This window comes from Enhygromyxa salina, assembly GCF_002994635.1.
In the GTDB taxonomy this organism is placed as follows: domain Bacteria; phylum Myxococcota_A; class Polyangia; order Nannocystales; family Nannocystaceae; genus Plesiocystis; species Plesiocystis salina_B.
In genome coordinates this window covers 34,921-55,274 of record NZ_PVNL01000079.1, presented here as the reverse complement: position 1 = coordinate 55,274, position 20,354 = coordinate 34,921, and the positions used below count along the sequence as shown (strand labels likewise).

The following is a 20,354-nucleotide window of genomic DNA, read 5'->3' as shown; positions in this document are numbered from 1 at the left end:
CGCCTTCGTCGACCTTCGCCTGGTTCACCCAGTTCCTGAGCGCGCCCTCAGGAAGGTCGAGATCTCGAGCCACCTGAGAGATCGGCTTGCTTGACCGCTGGCAGATCTTGACGGCCTCGGCCTTCTGTTGCGGTGTAAATGTCCTGCGTTTCTTGCGTGGCACGGTGCTTGTCCTCCAGTTTCCTTCTTCCGGAGGTGTCCATCAAACTGGGGCAGATCTAGTGGAGAGGTCGAGGGAGATCGTCCCTTTCGCCTCTCGCTCGTTCAGGATGAGCGCCTGTAGCCTTGACACCAGGGGCGGCAGACACTCGACGAGAGCCGCGTCATAGTCGACACCATAGTCGGGGTTCTCGTAGTAGCCTTGGCACTGAGCGGGATACGAGTTTATAATCTCCAGCTCTGCACATACGATGTCATGGATGATATATGGCCAACTGCTACAGTCGAGGGCATGGATTTTAAAGTAGAGCTCTTGCTCGAGCTCTTTTGTTTGAGGCAGCTCAGCCTGCTTCCTCAGCGCAGCTAGAGACTCACCCTCCTTCCCCCCGACGTCAACGGCTTTCTTCATCTCCTTCGCAACGTTCGCGAACGTGTTCCCATCGGACATCTCAGAACCCGCGCCCACGACATACCTCCGCATCTCCTCGAGGTGTTTGAAGATGCGATCGAAGGCGAGCTTCTTCTCACCCGTCACCTTTCGCGTGTCGTCGGCGAGCGCAGACGCCTCCTCGATCCATCGCTGTCGGGCTGATTCGTCGAGAAATATTCGCCCTTCGACGGTGGTGATCGGGGGCAATGTGGGGGTTCGGTTCGCCTGCGGACGCTCGAAGGGCCGCGGGCGGTCGGGGGCATTTGCCTCGCGCAGCGCCTTCTCTGCCAGGTGCATATCGGCGAGTGACTTCCGCGCAGCAATATCCTCTCGCATGAAATTGTACTTCAGGGCTGGATACTCCGGCAGCGACTCCAGCATCTTGAGGCTGGGATTTGCTCGCACGATCTTCAGAGAATTGACCTCGAGCCGAATATCGGCTCGAGTTTCGAACCAGCCGTAGGTCGACAACGCGATCCCTAGTCCAGTAGCAACGCCACCGAGCAAGGCCAACCATGAGAACTTGCCTCGCGGCGGTGCTTGGACGCCGGACGGTCCCCCGTCCGGCGAAGATGGAGCGTTAGAATCCTGCATTGGGACCCTCGAGATCGGATGGTGAGATCGAAAGAAGGGGACCGTCGCGCGGCCCTCCGGATCCTCGCCTCAGGTGCTCGGGGCGCCCTCGATGTCGTAGCTGATCTCGAACCGGGTCTTGAAATTGGTGAACGCCGCGTCCCAGTCTCGGCTCAGATCCTCGTCGTCAATCTCGGAGCCCACGCAGGTTCCAACCACGCGAGCACCGACGATATCACCAATCGCCATGGCGAGACCGCCCGCTGCCTTGAAGAGGGTGCCAGCGAGCTGGCCGGAACCCGGGACCCCGCTGACGATCGTCCCGGCCGCCTCGGAGACGGCGCTGATGACCTTCGCGGCCTGCTTCGCCGTGTCCGTGAGCGTGAGCGTGGCGACCCAGCCGAGGGCTTTGGGGGGCGCGTCGAAGGACGCGATGAGCAAGCCGTCGCCGCCCGCTCCGGGCGTCGTGTGGAGGAAATCCACACGCTTCGTCTTCAGTTTGCGGGCGAATTTGATCGCCGGTATTGCGGCGACCGGCCTGATTCCATCCTTCCCATCGTAGGCGACCGCGGAGATGACCCCCCATCCGAGGAGTTTGGTCGGCTTGTGGGCGAGGAGCGTGCAACGGGTGAGGCGTAGCGTGACGTGAGACATTTGAAAGCACAGTCCGCGTTCGCGCCAGTCCCGTTCGTTTTTTGCGGCCCGAGCATTCGCGTGCACCACGCGGGTGGGTGTTCGCGCTTGGGCCGAGCGTCCTCGAGACGCTCCCGCGCTTGGAGACACGTTGGCGACGGCCGGGGTCGGCGGGGCCTCGACTTGCGCGCTGCAGCGACTGCTGGATCAACGCGGTCGACCTTGGATGGGTGCGCGATGCCGAAGATCCGGCGCGGCGCTGATCGATCGCTGGCGCCGTGGCACTAACCCCATGATGCTCCCCCTGACTCGCAGGCCCCTGGTCCTGGCTTGGCTCGCCGTGCTCGCGCTCGCCGGGTGCAGCGACGAGCCCGGGGTCGAGGCCGGGGACCCGGTCGAGGACCCGTTCGAGGACGACCCGCTGCTCGAGGACCCCGAGCCGTCCGGGAACCTCGTGTTGCAGCTCGGAACCATCGTCCGGTTCGACAACCTCACCCCGACCTTCGTCGGGCAAATGGCGCTCGCAGACGTCTCCCTGCCGGGGGCGCTCGACCTGTCCGTGGTCACCACGTCGGATGTGTCGCGCGGCGACCTCTTGGTCGAGCGCGCGCCGAACTCGAGCTGGGTGTTGTACGAGTTTGAAAACGGCGACGCTGCCGAGCTACAGGGCGACGGGTCCCAGTTCCTGGTCGATCTCGCTCGGGCTCCCACGGTGCCCGTGCCGCTCGCGGGCCACAACCCCGTCGCACGTTTCGCCCCCGACGGCCGGTACCTCGCCCGCGTCGACGGCGAGGGCCAGCGGACGCTCGCGCTCCATCCCCTATCCGAAGCTGGCGTCGGCGAGCCGACAGAGCTGGCGAGCGCAGACAGCATCGAGATACTCGGCTTCTCGAGCGACTCCGACTACCTCGTGTTCACGAGCACGGGTACGAACGCGGACCGCATCCAGCTGGGGGCCGTCCGTCTCGGCGCCAACGGACCGAGCGAGGCGCTGGTGTTCGCCGAGCTCCCCGTAGGCGCGGATCTCCGGGAGCTCCGGGCTCTCCCGGCGCGCGTCGACATCTCCGTCGAGCGCCTCGACGCCGAGACCGGGACCTGGAACGAGCGGCTCTACGCGATCGAGCTCGACAGCTGGCCCGAGCCCACGCTCGAGGAGCTGCACCACCACGCGTCCAACATCGAAGGTCTGCTTCGCTGGCAGTTCTCGAGCGACGGAAAGTGTGCCATCGCCCAGGAGGCCGACCGGTCGACGCTGCTGCTTCGGTTCGATGACGAGGGGCGGGTCATCCACGATCAGACGCTCGTCGACTTCGGCCTCAGCAGCAGGTGGAAGCTCTCTCCCACGGGCTGCTTCGGCTTCGTGACGAACTCGGTCGTCAGCTTCTCCTACGTCGGCTACCAGGACCTCCTGCTCGAAGGCGAGGTCCCGTTCCCGCAGTTCACCGACCCGCAAGGAGCCCGGGACACTCCCATGTACGTCGGCAACGACTGGGCGACCTGGAAGGGCGAGGACGAAGCGCTGATGGTCATCCGCTTCGACGTAGAGACGCGCGAGGTCAGCCCCTCGGCGGTGATGATGCCCTACGCAGGGTACGGACTGGAGGTCCACCAGTTCGGCGAGCGGGTGTTGGTTCGGGAGGCAAGGACGCTGTCGCTGTGGGATCCGGCGGGGCCCAACGAGCTCGAGCCGTTGGTCGCCTTCCAAGACGGCGCGGGCTTCGAGCAGCTCGCCTACTCGCCCCTCGACGGGCGCGTGTTCTACACCTACGACTGGGTCGACAGGCTCGAGCTCGGCGTGGTCGATGCAGACCAGCCGGGTCAGGCGCGGACGGTGCTGCGCGAAACCACGGACACCTACGGCCCGCTGTTGGACCTCTACGCCCCGGGCTACGGCGAGCTGCTGCTCGATTAGCCCTCCCAACCCATCCAGCGCCGGAAAGTCGACGTCGCCGATGAGCGGAGCACGCTATGATCCCGGCGATGGCACGCGCAGCCAGCTTTGTCGCCGCGGTCTCGATCGCTGGCTGCACGTTGCCCAACCCGGCCTTCGATGAGCGCGAGGCCGAGACCCGGGCCGAACTCGGTGACACGCGGAGCGACGGCGATGGTGACGGCGACCACGACGGTGAGAGCGGCGAGGCGAACGGCGACGGCGACGGCGACGGCGAGAGCGAGAGCGGCGACGGCGATGGCGACTCCCCGTGCCCGCCACCGCTCAGCGACTGCGAGGGCCAGTGCGTGGACCTCGACAAGGATCCCAACAACTGCGGCGACTGTGGTGCGCCATGCGGGCAGCACGAGGTGTGTGCCTTCGACGGCTGCGTCGAGAGCAAGTACATCTTCGTGACCTCGACCCCGACTGTCGGCGGACTCGGTGGCCTCGAGATGGCCCACGAGCTGTGTCAGACACACGCGAGCGAGGCCCGGCTACCCGGCGACTACTTGGCGTGGCTGAGCACCACCAACGTGGGAGCGGCCAGTTTCCACAGCCATGTCGGCCCCTACGTGCGCCGCGACGGCAAGATCATCGCCCACAACTGGCAGGATCTCATCGATGGTCAGCTCAATGTGCCGATCGATCTCGACGAGACCGGCGCGCCGATCGAGCCTGCGGCCGCGCCAAGCTGCCAGCTCGACTTCGCGGTCTGGACCGGAACCGACAACGCAGGCTCGTGGGGCGGCGACACCTGCGGGGAGTGGGCGTCCTCCCCCGAGATGGACGAGATCGGCAACGTGGGCAACGCCAAGAGCGTCGACGCGTGGTCGACCAGCGGACAATGCAGCGAGGCGTGCGAGCTGATGCTGCCGCTCTACTGCGTGCGGCAATGAGAACGTGGGTGGGCAGCTAGCACGGTAGGGACCCAGGCAGGCCCCTAACCTAACCCGGGATCGCAGACACCAACCGCGACTCGACCGGCGCGAAGTCCTCGAGCCGCACCTCCGAGTACCCACCCGCAGCGTGACGCAAGTACGCAACCACCTCGAACTCGCGCTCGCCCGCATCCCGCAGCGTGAACGCCTCGAGCTCCGGCACCGACGACTCGTCCCGCCCCCGCACAAACTCCATCAACGACCCACGAACACGATCCAGCTCAGCGCACAGCTGCTCCGCATGATCAAACAGATGCCGCCCAAGCGGAGAGTCGTCATGCTCATGGCGGAACAAGTACCGGATCCCGGCAGCGTCGTGCCCAACCGACGGATCCCCCGGGTCACCGCCATCGAGCTCGATCAAGTTCAGCCCAAAGTTGCGCTCCCACTCGGGCTCGCTGTTCCACGTCAGCCGCCACCACAGCTGGTGCGGCGACGGCAGCAGCAGCTCGTCGGACGCGGCTTCGAATTCTCGCAAGAGCTCACCCGGCAGCGCCTTGGCCTCGACGCCGCAGCGAGCGACGAACTCCAGCCACGGCTCACCGAGCTTGCGCGAGAGGCTGCGCTGAAACACGCGAGCGTGCCGAGGACCGGCGGTGGGCAGCGCTTCGGTGAGCGCGCCGTCGCGGTCGAGCACCAAGACGACAGCGACCGTCGCTGAGCCCCGCTCGGTGAGGGCGTCAATGACGGTCGGGAGATCGGCGAACGACCATGCGGCCTGGGGCCGCGCGTGTGATCTGTAGCGTCGGGCTAGTTCAATTGCTTCACCAAGTCGCATGTGACCCCCATACTCGCGAAAACCACGGCGCATGGCAAAGTAGCGCATAGCCAATTTCGGTCACTGGGTCATGCACACGCGCGCCGCGTGCCACCAGGCGCAGCGCGCGGGAGTCGTGGGCGGGCTGCCGCACTGCGATTAGACTGAGCCCGCCCATGCCCTACCGCGCCTGGTTCTCCTGCGTCGCTGGCTGCCCCGGTCAGCACCCCCTGTCTCAGGTCATCTATCGGTGTCCCGCGTGCGCCGGGTTGCTCGAGGTCGTCCACGACGAGGACGCGCTGGGCAAGCGGTCGCCCGCGGCATGGATGCAGCTGTTCGACCAGCGCTTCTTGCGAACCAGCTGGCCCTACGGCAGCGGCGTGTGGGGCAAGAAGGAGTGGGTCCAGCCGATGCTCAGCGCGGACAACGTCGTGTCGCTGTTCGAGGGCGGCAGCAACCTGTTCTGGGCCGAGCGCTACGGGGAGCAGCTCGGGGTTCCGGACCTGTGGATCAAGCAGTGCGGCACCAGCCACACCGGCTCGTTCAAGGATCTCGGCATGACCGTGCTCGTCTCCACGGTCAAGCAGATGCGCGCCGACGGAGCGGGGATCCGCGCGGTCGCGTGCGCGTCGACGGGCGACACTTCGGCGGCGCTGGCGGCCTACGGTGCGGCAGCCGGGATCCCCGTGATTGTCTTGCTGCCCGCGAACAAGGTCACGGCGGCGCAGCTGGTTCAGCCGATCGCCAACGGGGCCCTGGTCGTCAGCCTCGACACCGACTTCGACGGCTGCATGCGGGTTGTGCAGCGGCTGACCGACACCGAAAAAGGTGACAGCGGGATCTACCTGGCCAACTCGATGAACTCGCTGCGGGTCGAGGGCCAAAAGACAATCGCCGTCGAGATCGTGCAGCAGTTCGACTGGGAGGTGCCCGACTGGGTGCTGGTCCCCGGCGGCAACCTCGGCAACGTGTCGGCGATCGCCAAGGGCTTCCTGGAGATGCAGCGGCTGGGCATGATCTCGACCCCTCCCCGCCTGGTCTGCTGCCAGGCTCAGGCCGCGAACCCGCTGTTCCTGGCCTACGAGCGGGCGCGGGCGGCGGGGCGCGAGCTGAACCTGAACGACTTCGAGCCCGTGAGCGCGCAACCCACCTTGGCGTCGGCGATCCAGATCGGTGATCCGGTGAGCCTGCCCAAGGCCGTCAAGGCGATCGTCGAGACCAACGGGATCGTGCTGCAGGCCAGCGAGGCCCAGCTCGCCAACGCGAGCGCGCGCGCGGATCGAACCGGGCTGTTCTCGTGCCCGCACACGGGGGTGGCGCTCGCTTGCCTCGAGCAGCTGATCGAGGCGGGGACGATCGGTCGCGACGATCGGGTGGTCGTGGTCTCGACCGCCCATGGGCTCAAGTTCACCGAGTTCAAGGCGGGCTACCACGAGCAGCGGTTGGGCTTCGACAGCCGCTACGCCAATCAACCGGTCTCGATGACCGGCGATCCAGACCAGGCGATCGGCGAGCTGCACAGGCTGCTCGACCAGCGCGGCTGACTACGGCTGGTCGTCGTCTGCGGGCTCGCCTGACGGCTCATCGGACGCGTGGCAGCGCAGGTTGGCGGGCGGATCCGGGAGGTCGCGCGTGGCCGTGAACCCGGCCGCGATCTCGCGGGTGGTCTCGGCGCGCTCGCCTGGATCGGGGTGGGTCGAGAGCACCGCGAAGCCCCGGCGCATGCCCTCGGGCATGGCCTCGTACTCCTCCTCGAGCCGCTCGAAGAAGGTCGCCATGCCGATCGGGTCGACGCCCGCGGCCATCAGTAGCTCGCGGCCACCGTCGTCGGCGTCGCGCTCTTGATCGCGGCTGTGCGCTTGCCCGACGAGACCCTCCGCCGCGTAGGCGATGGTCTCGAGCCCGGTGCCGCCGAACATCACCGAGAGCACGGTCACCGCACCGAGCCGCCGCATGACGGCTCGCATGCCGTGGCGATTGGTCACGTGGGTCATCTCATGTGAGAGCACGGCCGCGATCTCCTCGCCGTTCTCTGCAGCCTCGAGCAGGCCCATGTTCACGGTCACGAACCCGCCCGGCAGCGCGAAGGCGTTGATCTCTTCGGACTCGACGACCACGAATTGAAATTCGAACTCGCTGTTGGCCTCGTCCACGAGTGGTTGGGCCAGCTCTTCGACGTAAGCCAGCGGACCAGGATCGGTGCAGTGAGTCGCGGCCGGAGCCACTTCTTCCCAGCTCGACTCACCGATCTCGACATCGACCGTAGTGGGCACGAAGCCGACCATGCGCGGCGGAAGCACCCACATGACCAGCCACAGCACGACGGCGATGCCCAGCAGCGCCAGCATCCCGTTGCGCCACAGCTTCTTGCTGTTGCGCTTGTCGCCAAATCCCCCCTGCTGCGGTTGAACGCCCGAGGGCGGAGGAGGCGGTGGCGGTGGGGTGTAGTTGCTGCCACCCGCGTCGCCGCGCGAGTAGGTGGGCTGGGGTTGGCCGTGAGTTGGCGGTTGCCCGTACGCGGGGGCCTGTCCGTACGGCTGCTGCGGTTGGCCGTAAGGCTGCTGCGGTTGCCCGTACGCCTGCTGTTGGGGCTGAGCGTAGGGCTGCTGCGGCGGCGGAGCGTACGGCTGCGGCTGAGCGTAGGGCTGCTGCGGCGGCGGAGCGTACGGCTGCGGCTGTGGAGCAGCGTGATGCGTGGGCGTAGGGTGAGCCGCGTCGGGCCCTCGCGGACCGACGTAGCCCCCTCGAGCGGGCGGGACATGACCGGCGTGCCCGGCATGACCGGCATGACCAGCATGACCAGCATGACCAGCGTGTCCCTGAACGTAGGGATTGGAAGGAATCCACGCGCCCTGGGAGCCCGGAGGCGGCTCGGGACGCGTGGGGTCACTCGGATGTCCTGGTGAACCCACTTGCGGCAGCCCCACCGAATATCCGATTGTTTGCCCCGTCCTGCAACCCGCCGCGGGCTCCGCCGGCGGTTTGCACTCCCTTTCTTCCCATCCCACCCCGACTTTTCCCGCTCACCCCTCGCTGCGCAGACACGCGCAGCCACGCGATCCCGCGCCATCTCGCGCGCCTCTCGGAGAGCTCATGCAGCACCAAATCGAATTCGGGCCGTCCTTCGCATGGTTGAAGGTCCAGCTCGCTCCCAACGAAATGATCCAAGCCGAGGCTGGGGCCATGGTCCGCCAGACCCCCGGCTTGCAGATGGACACCCGCCTCAACGCCGGCCGCAACGCCGGTTTCTTCGCGAAGTTCAAGGCGTTCTTCGCGGCGATCGCCCGCAAGTTCCTTGGCGGCGAGACCATGTTCGTCAACGACTTCCACGGCCCCCAGGGTGGTGAAGTCGTGCTCGCGCCGTCGCTGTCTGGGCACATCATGCACCAGCAGCTCGACGGCAACCGCACGCTCTTCATCCAGGCCAGCGGCTACCTCGCCAGCACCGGGAACGTCGACACCAAGCTGCGCTTCGGCGGGCTCAAGTCGATGATCGGCGGCGAGGGCCTGGTCCTGCAAGAGTGCAAGGGCACCGGCGACGTGTTCATCAACAGCTACGGCGGCATCACAGAGATCCCCGTCAACGGCTCGTTCATCGTCGACACGGGGCACATCGTCGCGTTCGACGGCAACATGAACTTCAAGCTCAAGGGTGTGTCCGGCGGGCTCAAGTCGTTCTTCTTCTCCGGTGAGGGGCTCGTCTGCGAGTTCTCGGGTCAGGGTCGGGTCTGGATTCAGTCTCGCAACCTCGGCGCCCTCGTCGGCTGGATCACCCCACACCTGCGCTAACGGAGGTCGACCCAATGGAATTCCAAATCCTCTACCGGCCGGCTCACTCGCTGGCGATGTGTCAACTCAACCCCAACGAGACCGTGCGCGCCGAAGCTGGCGCGATGGTCTCCATGACCCGCAACATCAACGTGGTCGCGGCCGCCAAGAACCCCAACGAGGGCGGGCTCAAGCGCCTGTTCAAGGGGCTCAAGCGGATGGCGCTCGGTGGTGAGTCGTTCTTCACGAACACCTACACCGCCATGGACCAGCCGGGGCACGTCAGCTTCGCGCCGTCGCTGACCGGCGACATGGTCGTCCACCAGTGCCAGGGCGAGCAGCTGATCATTCAGGGCAGCAGCTACGTCGCGGCGCCCGACAGCGTCACGATCGACACCGCCTTCCAGGGCTTCAAGGGCTTCTTCTCGGGCGAGTCGCTGTTCTTCTTGACCGCGACCGGCCACGGGCCCGTGCTCATGAACGCGTTCGGGGCGATCGAGACCATCGATCTCAACGGCGAGATGATCGTCGACACCGGCCACATCGTGGCGTTCACCGCCGGCATTCAGTACTCGGTCGTCAAGGCGTCCAAGGGCTGGATCTCGAGCTTCCTGTCAGGCGAGGGCCTGGTCCTCAAGATGCAAGGCCAAGGGCGCATGTACGTCCAGAGCCGCAACCCCAACGAGTACGGCTCGACGGTCGGCGGCATGCTGCCCCCGCGCGAGAACTGATCGAAAGGACCAAGAGCCATGCAACACCAGCTCATCGATACTCCCGACTTCGGGATGCTCCAAGTCACCTTCGACCAGCCCGGCGAGGTCATCGTCGCCGAGTCCGGCGCGATGGTGGCCATGGACACCGGCATCGACATGAAGACCAGCATGCGGGGCGGCCTGCTGGCCGCCGCCAAGCGCAAGCTGCTCGGTGGCGAGTCGCTGTTCCAGAACACCTTCACCGCCGGCGGGGCGGGCCAGCGCCTGTACCTCGCCCCCGGTCCCGAGGGTGATCTCCGCGCCATGAACCTGCAGGCGGGTGAGAGCTTCTTCCTTCAAAGTGGCGCCTACGTGGCCCACGTTGGGGATCAGCTCAACCTCGACACCAAGTTCGGCGGCGTGAAGGGCTTCTTCGGCGGCGCCGGGTTCTTCATGCTCCGCGTCACCGGGCCCGGCACCGTGTACTACTGCGCCTACGGGGCGCTGCACGAGATCGACGTCCCGCCCGAGGGCTACACGATCGACAACGATCACCTCGTCGGCTTCAGCGAGGGACTGCAGTACAACGTCCGCAAGTTCGGCGGCATGCGTGGACTGTTCTTCTCTGGCGAAGGCCTGGTCTGCGACTTCTCCGGCCAGGGGAAGATCTACCTGCAGACCCGCAACGCGGGCGCGCTCGCGGCGTTCCTGCACCCGTTCCGGCCCGTCAAGGCCAAGGGCTAGCAGCCCGCACGACGGGATGCGGATTTCCGCAACGATGGCGCGGCCTTGGCCCGCATCCCGCCGTGATTGTTTGGGTTTCTCGTGCCGTGTGGTCCCGGTGAGGGCTTCGAGTTTTCGGGTCTACCCAAAACAGAGGCTTCGAGCGTGTGGATTGTACACAACCGGGGGTTCTGCTCTCTACCGTTCCCGAGTTGGGGCGGTCGTTCACGCATAGTGGATCGCGCCGCCCGAGTTCGACACCGCGTTCAGGGCCATGCTCCGGGAAATGGGGCGCCGGGCGGCGATGCTCTGAGCGTACCGCTGAGGCGCCAGTTACCCCGCGCCTCAGCCCGCGCGAGGATCGCGAGCCTGGTCCGGCTCGCGGTTCGAGCCACGACGCCGCCATCGCAACCTGGTTGGGGTCGCGTCGCTCAGACAGCGAACGTCAGCTCGAGCTGGCCAGGGAGCGGCGGCCTCGGTCGCGCTGGTGGCCGCAGCCCGAGCCCGACTGTCGCTAGACTCGCGCGATCGGGTCGCGGTGTTGAAGTTGGTGCTCGTGAGGGCTAGCCGCCGCTACCCAAGCGAAAACGGCCGGCCCCACACGAGGGGTCGGCCGTTTTGTTTTGGAGCTCGGGCTCGTGGACGCAGGTCAGGAGTCGGACGTATAGCCGGCTCGCCTGAACGCTGACCGCTCGCGGAGTCGGGCCTGGACCTCGGCGAGCCGGGACTGAATCTCGTCGTTGGTCTCGCGCACGATCGCGCCCGAGTTGCTGATCGAGTCGGTCGACGAGCCGCCCGACGCGGACCCGTGGGTGTAGGACGACGCGCTGGTCTCGTCGGTGGTGACGGAGCCAAAGCGGTCGCGCAGCGCGATGATCTTGGTCCTCGCGCCGATCCGCTCGGCGCGGTCAAAGCCGACGAATTCACACGCAGAGTGCAGCTCGCCCCACCGGAACGACTTGATGTTGGTGCCGAGCCACGAGGCCGCCTTGGCCAGCGCCGCGTTGTGGCGAGCTTCGGTCACGACCGCGACCGTGAGCTGCTGCTCGCGCATCTGCTTGTTGGCCCGGCGCCACTGCTGGTTGCTGGGCGCCGTGGGACCCCACGCGCAGATCATCAAGTACCCGGTGGTCGGCTGGGCGACGGCCTCGAGCCATTGATCCCAGAGCTTGTCCTGGAACGGGGTGTCGGCCTCCATGTACGTGACCAAGCACGGGCCAAGTTGGAGCCACCGAAGCTCGCGCTTGCCTTCAAACGTGACTTTGTCGGCCATGAAGACACCCTACCCGTGTTCACGGCGATTGCTAGTGGTCGCTGCCACCGCCAATCATAATATTTCAATCGGGTCACCATGGGACTGTAGCGTTTCGGGGCAGTTCGCCGATTGGGTCTAAATGACCACTGGGGCGGTCTGGAACACCAGCAGAACATCGTTGCATATCCCGCTGGTGGACACTCTGGAGCGCACGCCCCACCTCGTCATGAGTCTGTTGAATAGTGAGTGCTACGTGTCGGACAGCGTGCGCCATACTGGACACTCTGTGACGCGATTACAGCGCCGGGCGGTTTCGAACCTGCGTGGATACGCGCGGCGGGCGGAGGTCGTCGCCGCCGGGCCCCGCCGATCGCAGCCCGCGTCGGCTACCCTCGCGTCAACCCATGCCAGCTCCTCCAAAACCACCGCCGAAGACGGTCAAGCCGCGGTCGCGCCTCGGACGGGTACGATCGCGTGTGCGAAGCGGCGTGCGGCGGCTGCAGTCGTCGGCGCACAACGTTCAGGAGATGGTCGAGTTCGGTCGGCTCGGGGATCCGTGGGGCTCGCCCTACGAGATCGTCCACGCGAGCCAGCACTATCGCCTGCGTCGCTACGCGGGCGCACACGACAACGGCGAGGCGAGCTCCGAGCCGAGCGCGGGCGCGTTGCTGCTGGTGCCGCCGCTGATGGTCACCTCCGAGGTCTACGACGTCGCGCCAGACGTGTCGGCCGTGGCTGCGCTGACAGCCGCCGGTCTCGACGTGTGGCTCGTCGATTTTGGCGCGCCCGAGCGCGAAGAGGGCGGGCTCGAGCGAACCCTGGACGATCACGTGCTCGCGGTCGACGACGCGATCGCTCGGGTAGCGACGACGACCGGTCGCCCGCTGCACCTGGTCGGCTACTCGCAGGGCGGGATGTTCTGCTACCTGGCGGCGGCCTATCGCCGCTGCGAAGACATCGCCTCGCTCGTGACCTTTGGCAGCCCGGTCGACATCCACCGCAACCTCCCGGCGGTCGACGCTGCGCTCGGCGGTCGCGTGATCGGAGCGGCCCGCCGGGCGATCGCCAAGCCGCTCGCGGGGCTCGACGCGCTGCCGGGGGTCCTGACCTCGACCGGCTTCAAGGCCCTGTCGCTGCGCAAGGAGCTGCAGCAGATCAGCGAGTTTTTGACCAAGCTCCACGACCGCGACGCGCTGATCAAGCGCGAGAGTCGGCGTCGGTTCCTCGGCGGCGAGGGCTTCGTCGCGTGGCCGGGCCCGGCTCTGCGCACCTTCATCGACGAGTTCATCGTGGCCAACCGCATGAGCGCGGGCGGGTTCGTGATCGCCGGACGAACGGCCAGCCTGGCCGAGCTCACCGTCCCGATCTTGTGCTGCTACGGCGAGCGCGACGACATCGCCCGGGCGGCCTCGGTCCGGGCGATCGTCGAGGCCGCGCCGCAAGCCGAGATCCACCAGCTCGCCCTGCCCGCCGGTCACTTCGGTCTGGTGGTCGGCTCGACGGCGACGCAGCGGACCTGGCCGACCGTCAGCGAGTGGGTGGCCTGGCGGGATCTCGACGGTCCGCGGCCGCGCTTGATCGCCCCACCGGAGGCGCAGGCCAGCCCCGCGCTCGACGACGGCTACGACGAGATCGAGGGCCTGGAGATCGAGGCCGACTTCGAGCCGATCGTCGACATCGTGGGTGACGCCGTCAGCTCGTTCGTCGGCTCGGTCAAGGACGCCGTCGACCACGGCAGCCGCGAGCTCGGCGGGGCGATCGACGACTTCCGCTACCAGCTCCCGCGCCTGCGCAAGCTCGAGCGACTCGACGCGACGACCCGGGTCAGCCTGGGTCTCGAGCTGTCCGATCGGGCCGCGCGACACCCCGAGCGAACCTTCTTCTTGTGGGAGGGGCGCGCGTTCTCCTACGCCGAGGCCGATCGTCGGGTCGACGCGATCGTTCGCGGTCTGATCGATCGCGGCGTCAAGCCGGGCGCCCGCGTCGGCGTGCTGATGGACGGGCGGCCCAGCTACCTCTCGGTCGTGGCGGCGATCAACCGGCTGGGTGCGATCGCGGTGTTGCTCAAGCCGGACTCGGCCCGGGCCCGCGACGATGATCCGCGCAGGCTCGAGATCCTCGCGACCGCGGTCGCCGGGGCCGAGCTCGTCGCGTTGATCGCCGATCCGCTCAACGTCGACGACGCGATCGCGGCGTGGGCCTCACAGACCCAGTCCGGCAAGCAGCCAGTGCTGGTCCTCGGTGGCGGCCGCCGCAGCCCCGAGCGCCCGCTGCCGGCCGACTGCTACGACATGGAGACGATCAATCCAGAGCTGGTGCGACTCCCAGACTGGTACGTGCCCAATCCCGGGCGGGCCGCCGACGTGGCCATGACGATCGTGACCACGCGAGCGTGGGCGCCCGCGCGCGAGGCCAACATCAGCAATGGTCGCTGGGCGGTGTCGGCCTACGGGGCCGCGGCGACCTGCCTGCTGTCGAGTCGGGACACGGTCTACTGCGTGCTGCCGCTGCATCACCCCGCGGGGGCGTTGGTCGCGGTCGGCGGCGCCCTGGTTGGGCGCGCGCGCCTGGCCCTGGCGCGAGACTTCGACGCGGCCACGTTCTGGCCCGAGGTCCGCCGCTACGGCGCCACGGTGGTGTTCTACGCGGGCGAGATGTGCCGCGCGCTCATCAACGCCCCGCCCTCGGCCTCCGAGAACAACCACTCGCTGCGCCTCCTGGCTGGCTCGGGCATGCGCGCGCAGCTGTGGCGGGACCTCGTCGAGCGGTTTGGCCCGCTCGAGATCCGTGAGTTCTACGCCTCGACCGAGGGCAACCTGGTGCTCGCCAACGTCACCGGTAAGCGTGGCGCGCTGGGCCGGCCGCTGCCGGGCACCGACGAGATTGCGATCGTCGCCTATGACTTTGAGCGCCGCGACTTCGAGCGCGACGCCCAGGGGCGGGCCCGACGCTGTCGCGTCGGCGAGGCCGGCCTCCTGATCGCCAAGGTCGGCCCCACCCACCCCAGTCACGGCAAGCAGGGCAAGGCCGGGACCGACGCCGTCGCCAGCTTCGAGCGCGGGGTGTTCGGCGGACGGCGCACCACCTGGTTCGTGACCGGGGACATCGTTCGCTGCGACTCCGACGGCGACTACTGGTACGTGGATCGCAGCAGCCACCTGATCCGCGGGCCTCACGGCTGGATCGCCAGCCGCCAGATCGAAGACGCGCTGTTCGAGCTGCCCGGCCTGGACTTCGTGGTCGTGTTTGGGCTGGATCGCGCTCGGGTCGAGCCCAGCCTGCGCGAGCGGATCGGGCTCGACGACCTCGGGACGACCCAGGTCGTGGTCGCCGTGGTGATCGTCTCGGAGCCCGAGACCTTCGATCCGGCCCGACTCAGCCAGCGGGTCGCCACGCTGCGCCCCGAGCAGCGGCCAAGCCTCGTGATCCTGCGGACCCGCGTGCCCCTCACCGACGGGTTTCGCCCGCTCAAGACCCCCCTGGTCGCCGCGGGCGTCGACGCGAGTGATCCCGCCCTGCTCATTTGGGACGCCGCGCAATCACGGTATCAATAGCCCTCGCAGCCGCCGGCCCCCGCTCTCGCGCCGCTGAGTCTCCATGCCGACGATCTTCGTGTTCCTGCTCGACCTGATGCTGACGGCGCTCGCCGTCGAGGCTGCGGGTTGGATGGTGCGGCTTGGATTTCACCCCGACGCGACCCTGGGTCTGCAAGGCACGACCGTGGCCGCGAGCGCGGCGATGTTCACCGCGGCGCTCGGCTGCTACCTGACCGGGCTCCACGCGCCCTCGTTGCTGCTGCAGCGCAAGCAGATCGTCGCTCGGGTCGCGCTGGTCAGCGTGGGCGCGATGCTGGCCACCTTGGTCGTCGCCTACTTCGTCTGGTACCAGCCGATCGGCCGGACCGGGCTGGTGTTGATCGGCGCCCTCACCTTCGTGGTGCTCACGATCTGGCGGCTGACGTACGCGCGCTTCATCGCCAAGGGGCCGCGGATCCCGATCCTCGTGCTCGGCCGCGGGCCCGTCGAGCGTCGGTTCGCGGGCCGACTCAACAGCCTGGCGCACACGCGCTACGAGATCCGTGGCTTCGTCGAAGGCGGCGAACTGGCGACGGAGCTGCCGCCCGAGAGCAGCGCCGTCGTGCTTGGCGAGCCGATCCCCGACGGCCCCGAGCCACCCGTGCTCGGGGCGCTCGCCGACGTCATCGAGATCTGCCAGCGCGAGCAGATCACCCACGCCGTGATCGTCGGGGTCTCGGGTCTGAGCGAGGCGCAGGTCCGGGCGATGTCACAGCTGCAGGCCCACGGCATTCGGGTGCGGACCGCGGCGATCATGTGGATGAACCTGGCCCTGCAGGTGCCGATCGACATGGTGGACGCGCGCTGGGTGCTCAACACCTTCGAGCAGCTCGATCGCCCGGTCGTGCTCGCCGCCAAGCGGCTGCTGGATCTGTTCGTCGCTGGCCTTGGCCTGCTGCTGTTCGCCGTGATGTTCCCGGGGCTGTGGCTGCTGCAGCGGATCGACTCACCGGGGCCGTTCTTCTACAGCCAGGATCGAGTCGGCGTCGCTGGCCAGGTGTTTCGCGTGCACAAGATCCGAACCATGCGCGTGGCCGAGCGCGAGGAACAGCGCTGGGCCAGCCAGGCCGACGACCGCACCACCGCCTTCAGTCGGCTGCTGCGACGCTCGCGGATCGACGAGTTCCCACAGTTTTGGAATGTCGTGCGCGGCGAGATGTCGCTGGTCGGCCCGCGCCCCGAGCAACCCAAGATCGTCGAGGAGCTCGAGCGCAAGATCCCCTACTTTGGGTACCGGCACCTGGTGAAGCCGGGCATCACCGGGTGGGCCCAGATCCACCAGGGCTACGCCGCGTCCGTCGACGAGTCGGCCGTGAAGCTCTCGTTCGATCTTTATTACGTCGGGCGGCTGAGCATCCTGATGGACCTCGACATCATGCTGCGGACCGCGTTCGTGATGCTGGCCCGGATCGGCAGCCGCTAGCCGATCTGGCGAGAATTTTGCGCTTTTCGCCTCACGACTACATTCGTAGTTGACACATCGACAGGCGTAGTACTACACCTGTCGTCGTGGAGCAGCTCAGCGAAGTCCAGCTCGCGTTCATGCGCGCGCTGTGGGCCCAGCCCGGTTCGAGCGTCACGCAGGTCAAGGACTTCTTGACCATGGAGGGGCGAGACCTCGCCCCGACCACGGTGGCGACGCAGCTCGGTCGGCTGGAGAAGAAGGGCCTCGTCGATCACGGCGTCGATGGGCGGGTGTTCTTGTACAGCGCCCGCGTGTCCGAGCAGGAGGTCCAGCGCTCGGTGCTCGCGCGGGTCACTGACGGGCTGTTTGGCGGTGACATGACCGCCCTGGTTCATCAGCTGCTCGAGCACGACGAAGTGAGCGCCGCCGACCTCGCCGAGGTCAAGCGCCTGATCGCAGCCAAAGAAGCACAGGAGGCATCATGAACATCACCTTGGCCCTGAGTTGGATGCTGACCTACCTGATCCACAGCACGATCTTGGTGCTCGCGGTGTGGTTGATCTGTCGCGCGATTCGACCGCTGGCCCAGCGGATCGGTCCCGGCGGCGAGAACGTGGGATGGAAGCTGGCGCTGGTCGGTGGCCTCGTGACCGCGACGGTGCAGGTCGCCGCGGGCGTGACCCCGGCCCTTGGCGCGCTGGAGCTCGAGACCGGTCCCAAGCTGGTCGAGCAGGCCGCCCCGGCCGCGCAGCACGAACGCGCGGCGCAGCTGGTCCCCGTTGGTCAACACGGTGAATTCGTGGCGCTGGGTGTACGTCCGCTGCCGAGCGCGGCTCCGGTCGCCGCGGTCGAGCCTGTGGTCGAGCGCAGCCCCGCGCCGCTGTGGCCCGTGTTGCTGTTGTTCGCGTGGGCGCTCGGGGCCGTGATCGCGCTGGTGCGGCTGCGGGGGTCGGTTCGCGGCCTGCGTCGGCGGCTCGCGGATCGCAGCGAGGTCCTCGAGGATCCGGTGCTCGAGTCGTTCTTGACGCTGTGCCGTGACGCCGAGGTCAGCCGCAAGATCCGGCTTACCCAGTCCACGCGGATCGCCGCTCCGATCGCGCTGTGGCGCAGCGAGATCGTGATCCCACGCCGTGCGATCGAGGAGCTCTCGCCCGCTGCGATGCGCTCGGTGCTGGCCCACGAGCTCGCCCACCTCGAGCGTCGTGACCCGCACTGGCTCGCGCTCGCGGGCGTGCTCGAGGCGCTGCTGTTCTTCCAGCCGCTCAACCGGCTTGCGCGGCGGGGCATGCAGGAGTCGGCCGAGCTGCTGTGTGACGACTGGGCGATCGCCCACACGGGTGACGGTGTGGTGTTTGCCAAGTCGCTGGCTGAAGTTGCGAGCTGGACCAACGCGAACCGATCGTCGCTGTTGCTGGCGGGGATGCTCAGCGGTGAGCGGCCGCTGGTTGGCCGGGTCAAGCGGGCGCTGGACGGAGATCCGCAGCGCTTTGATCCCGACGACGGCGCCCGTCCGGCGCGGCTGCTGGTTGGGCTTGGGGCCCTGTCGGCGCTGATCATGTTCGCGCCTGGGGCCGTCGACGCGAGCCCGCCCAAGCGGGCCGCGGTGGATGAGAAAGAGGACCGCGAAGATCGTCGGATCCGAAAGGCACGCGAGCAGGCTGAGCGTGACGCTGCCAAGGCCGAAGCCCGCGCACGAAAGGCGCGCGAGCAGGCCGAGGCCGCCGAGCGAGAGGCCGCGCGGCTCGAGCAAGAGGCCGACCGCGCCAGGCAGAAGCTTGGTCGAGGTGGGGCCGCGGCCGGGGGGCAGCATCTGATCATTCGTGATGGTAAGAACTATTTGATCGTCGATGAGAACGGCCTGCGACTGCACAGCGACGAGGCTGACATCGAGATTATCGAGGGGAGCAATCCCAAGATGCGCCTGCGTGTGCACGAGGATGATCTCGACTTTGACGTGGACGTGGACTTCGACACGCTCACCGGTATGGCCGAGATGTTTGCGGGTGAGCTGTTTGGGCCTGGTGGGTTTGATCCGGGTGAGCTCGAGGCGTTTGAGCAGGGCTGGGACGCGTGGGGGGATGAGCTCGAGCGTGAGCTGGAGCAGCAGTTTGATAGCGACGCGATCGAGCGGCAGGTTGAAGACGCGGCGCGGCAGCTGCTCGAGCATCAACGTCGACATCGGCAGGGTGGGCCCGGCGCTGCACCTACGCCGCCGGGCCCACCTGCAGCGCCGATGTCACCTCCACCGCCCGCTGCGGCGCCACCGAAGCCGCCGCTGCCTCGTGGGTGGGCGCCGACTGCGCCGGTCGCGCCGACTGCCCCGGTCGGGCCGACGATTCCAATCTGATTGGGGGATTCGATATGAGTAGTTTGGCTATCGCGGCGCTGATCCTGCTCTTGCCGCTGTTGATCGACGACGTTTAGGCGGTACTGCCCGTATCACCTGCAGGTCACCGTGCCGTCCACCTTCGTGAAGCTACCGGCGCAGGCCAGGACGCTGCTGCACGAGTCGATCTTGTCCGAGCCGATCGTGACGCAGCCATCGCCGGTCTTCGTCTTTACGTCGACCTTCTGACAGCAGAAAATGTGGACCTTCTCGATGTCATCGGGCGGCTTCTTCTCAGGCCGCTCGGTCGGCGGCTCGGTGGGCGAGTCGCTGGAGTTGACGCCGCATGCGGCGAGGAAGGCGAGGAGAAGCGACTTGGTCAGCATGCTCGATCCCCTAGCACCGCCTAGTCGCGCCGCTAGAGCGCCGCTCGATGACACCTCTCAGGCTTTGAAGCCGCTTGCAGATGGCACCGAGACATCTGCACTTGCACGCCCGATCTCGCTGGCGGAGGATCGCAACCATGAAGCGTCTACTCGCCGGAGTCCCCCTGCTGTTCGTGCTCGCATGCGAGGACGCTGCCACGACCGCCCCCTGTGACGTCGCCCCCGCTCAACCCGCTCAACCCGCGGCCAGCGGTGACAGCCCCGCACTGAAGCCGGCGATCCGCGAGGTCGCCACCTCAACCGCCAAGATCGAGCGGGTCAAGCTACGCGTCGACGAGGCCGGGGTGATCGTCAAGCAGAGCGTCTACCACGACGACGCCTCAGCGATCCCCGAGGCAGTCCGCAAGCTGGCCGAGCAGCAGTTCCCCGGCTCGACCCCAATCAGCTACGAGACCGAGCACTACGCCGACCTCGGCGACATCTACGAGGTCGAACTCAACACCGCGGACGGTCAGCAGTGCGAGGTCGCCGGCCGGGCCGACGGCAGCTTGGTCTACACGGAGTGTCGGCTCGACCCCGCGTCCATGCCCGAGCCAATCGCGGCCCAGGTATCAGCCGCGATCCCCGGCGGCGAGGTCGTCGAGGCCGAGCGCAAGACCAGGGACGGCTCCGAAGAGTTCACGGTCGAGGTCACGCACGACGGGCGCGAGTTCTATCTGCGGATCGCGGCGGACGGCTCGCTGCTGTCCAAGCACGTCCGGTTGCCGGCTCTGCTCGAGCTGCCCGTGCCCTGATCTCAGT

18 protein-coding genes are annotated in these 20,354 nt (G+C 67.4%); 11 read left to right on the top strand and 7 right to left on the bottom strand.

Going from position 1 to position 20,354, the window contains the following annotated elements; all coding sequences use genetic code 11:
- The 3 genes from ENSA7_RS46165 to ENSA7_RS20695 all read right to left on the bottom strand — a co-directional run.
- A partial coding sequence (locus ENSA7_RS46165) for a transposase (RefSeq protein WP_146157933.1) occupies nt 1–163 on the bottom strand: 163 nt, incomplete at its 3' end.
- A gap of 39 nt (nt 164–202) precedes the next feature.
- Complete coding sequence (locus ENSA7_RS20700) at nt 203–1,060, bottom strand: hypothetical protein (protein ID WP_106091047.1); 858 nt, start codon at nt 1,058–1,060, stop codon at nt 203–205.
- A gap of 192 nt (nt 1,061–1,252) precedes the next feature.
- Nucleotides 1,253–1,816 (bottom strand): hypothetical protein, encoded by a 564-nt coding sequence (locus ENSA7_RS20695; protein ID WP_106091046.1) that lies wholly within the window; start codon nt 1,814–1,816, stop codon nt 1,253–1,255.
- A gap of 274 nt (nt 1,817–2,090) precedes the next feature.
- Here ENSA7_RS20695 and ENSA7_RS20690 point away from each other — a divergent pair, with 274 nt between their 5' ends.
- Together ENSA7_RS20690 and ENSA7_RS20685 are read left to right on the top strand one after the other, a co-directional pair.
- Nucleotides 2,091–3,707 carry a hypothetical protein gene (locus ENSA7_RS20690; protein WP_146157932.1) on the top strand — a complete coding sequence of 539 codons (1,617 nt, stop codon included), beginning with the start codon at nt 2,091–2,093 and terminating at the stop codon, nt 3,705–3,707.
- 68 nt (nt 3,708–3,775) lie between these two features.
- On the top strand, nt 3,776–4,624 hold the full coding sequence (locus ENSA7_RS20685; protein WP_181233947.1) for a hypothetical protein: 849 nt from the start codon (nt 3,776–3,778) through the stop codon (nt 4,622–4,624).
- Between the two features lie 49 nt (nt 4,625–4,673).
- On the opposite strand, the gene ENSA7_RS20680 is transcribed toward ENSA7_RS20685, so the two are convergent.
- A complete protein-coding gene (locus ENSA7_RS20680; RefSeq protein WP_146157931.1) occupies nt 4,674–5,444 on the bottom strand; it encodes a hypothetical protein in 771 nt (256 codons plus the stop codon).
- A 155-nt stretch (nt 5,445–5,599) separates the two neighbouring features.
- Between ENSA7_RS20680 and thrC the strand changes: the two genes are divergently transcribed.
- Complete coding sequence (gene thrC, locus ENSA7_RS20675) at nt 5,600–6,967, top strand: threonine synthase (protein ID WP_106091042.1); 1,368 nt, start codon at nt 5,600–5,602, stop codon at nt 6,965–6,967.
- On the opposite strand, the gene ENSA7_RS43970 is transcribed toward thrC, so the two are convergent.
- Nucleotides 6,968–7,771, bottom strand: a complete 804-nt coding sequence (locus ENSA7_RS43970; RefSeq protein ID WP_106091041.1) for a M48 family metallopeptidase — start codon at nt 7,769–7,771, stop codon at nt 6,968–6,970. It abuts the gene before it with no gap.
- Between the two features lie 745 nt (nt 7,772–8,516).
- On the opposite strand from ENSA7_RS43970, the gene ENSA7_RS20660 reads away from it, so the two are divergent.
- Genes ENSA7_RS20660 through ENSA7_RS20650 form a run of 3 tightly spaced genes read left to right on the top strand, consistent with a single transcriptional unit; the run spans nt 8,517 to nt 10,627 of the window.
- On the top strand, nt 8,517–9,212 hold the full coding sequence (locus tag ENSA7_RS20660; protein ID WP_106091039.1) for a TIGR00266 family protein: 696 nt from the start codon (nt 8,517–8,519) through the stop codon (nt 9,210–9,212).
- Between the two features lie 14 nt (nt 9,213–9,226).
- Nucleotides 9,227–9,922: a TIGR00266 family protein gene (locus tag ENSA7_RS20655; protein WP_106091038.1), complete on the top strand. Its 696-nt coding sequence runs from the start codon at nt 9,227–9,229 to the stop codon at nt 9,920–9,922.
- Between the two features lie 18 nt (nt 9,923–9,940).
- Nucleotides 9,941–10,627 carry a TIGR00266 family protein gene (locus ENSA7_RS20650; RefSeq protein WP_106091037.1) on the top strand — a complete coding sequence of 229 codons (687 nt, stop codon included), beginning with the start codon at nt 9,941–9,943 and terminating at the stop codon, nt 10,625–10,627.
- 628 nt (nt 10,628–11,255) lie between these two features.
- Here ENSA7_RS20650 and ENSA7_RS20645 read toward each other — a convergent pair.
- Entirely contained in the window at nt 11,256–11,879 is a 624-nt protein-coding gene (locus ENSA7_RS20645) for a hypothetical protein (protein WP_106091036.1), read from the bottom strand.
- A gap of 458 nt (nt 11,880–12,337) precedes the next feature.
- On the opposite strand from ENSA7_RS20645, the gene ENSA7_RS20640 reads away from it, so the two are divergent.
- From ENSA7_RS20640 to ENSA7_RS20625, 4 genes are all read left to right on the top strand, one after another.
- Complete coding sequence (locus ENSA7_RS20640) at nt 12,338–15,415, top strand: AMP-binding protein (protein WP_181233946.1); 3,078 nt, start codon at nt 12,338–12,340, stop codon at nt 15,413–15,415.
- A 43-nt stretch (nt 15,416–15,458) separates the two neighbouring features.
- Entirely contained in the window at nt 15,459–16,859 is a 1,401-nt protein-coding gene (locus ENSA7_RS20635; protein WP_106091034.1) for an exopolysaccharide biosynthesis polyprenyl glycosylphosphotransferase, read from the top strand.
- Between the two features lie 86 nt (nt 16,860–16,945).
- Complete coding sequence (locus tag ENSA7_RS20630; RefSeq protein ID WP_106091033.1) at nt 16,946–17,326, top strand: BlaI/MecI/CopY family transcriptional regulator; 381 nt, start codon at nt 16,946–16,948, stop codon at nt 17,324–17,326.
- Nucleotides 17,323–19,188, top strand: coding sequence for a M56 family metallopeptidase (locus ENSA7_RS20625; protein ID WP_106091032.1), 1,866 nt, complete (start codon nt 17,323–17,325; stop codon nt 19,186–19,188). Before ENSA7_RS20630 ends, ENSA7_RS20625 begins: the two co-directional genes overlap by 4 nt.
- A gap of 92 nt (nt 19,189–19,280) precedes the next feature.
- On the opposite strand, the gene ENSA7_RS20620 is transcribed toward ENSA7_RS20625, so the two are convergent.
- A complete protein-coding gene (locus ENSA7_RS20620; protein WP_106091031.1) occupies nt 19,281–19,553 on the bottom strand; it encodes a hypothetical protein in 273 nt (90 codons plus the stop codon).
- 137 nt (nt 19,554–19,690) lie between these two features.
- On the opposite strand from ENSA7_RS20620, the gene ENSA7_RS20615 reads away from it, so the two are divergent.
- A complete protein-coding gene (locus ENSA7_RS20615) occupies nt 19,691–20,347 on the top strand; it encodes a hypothetical protein (RefSeq protein WP_106091030.1) in 657 nt (218 codons plus the stop codon).
- Nucleotides 20,348–20,354: the final 7 nt, after the last annotated feature.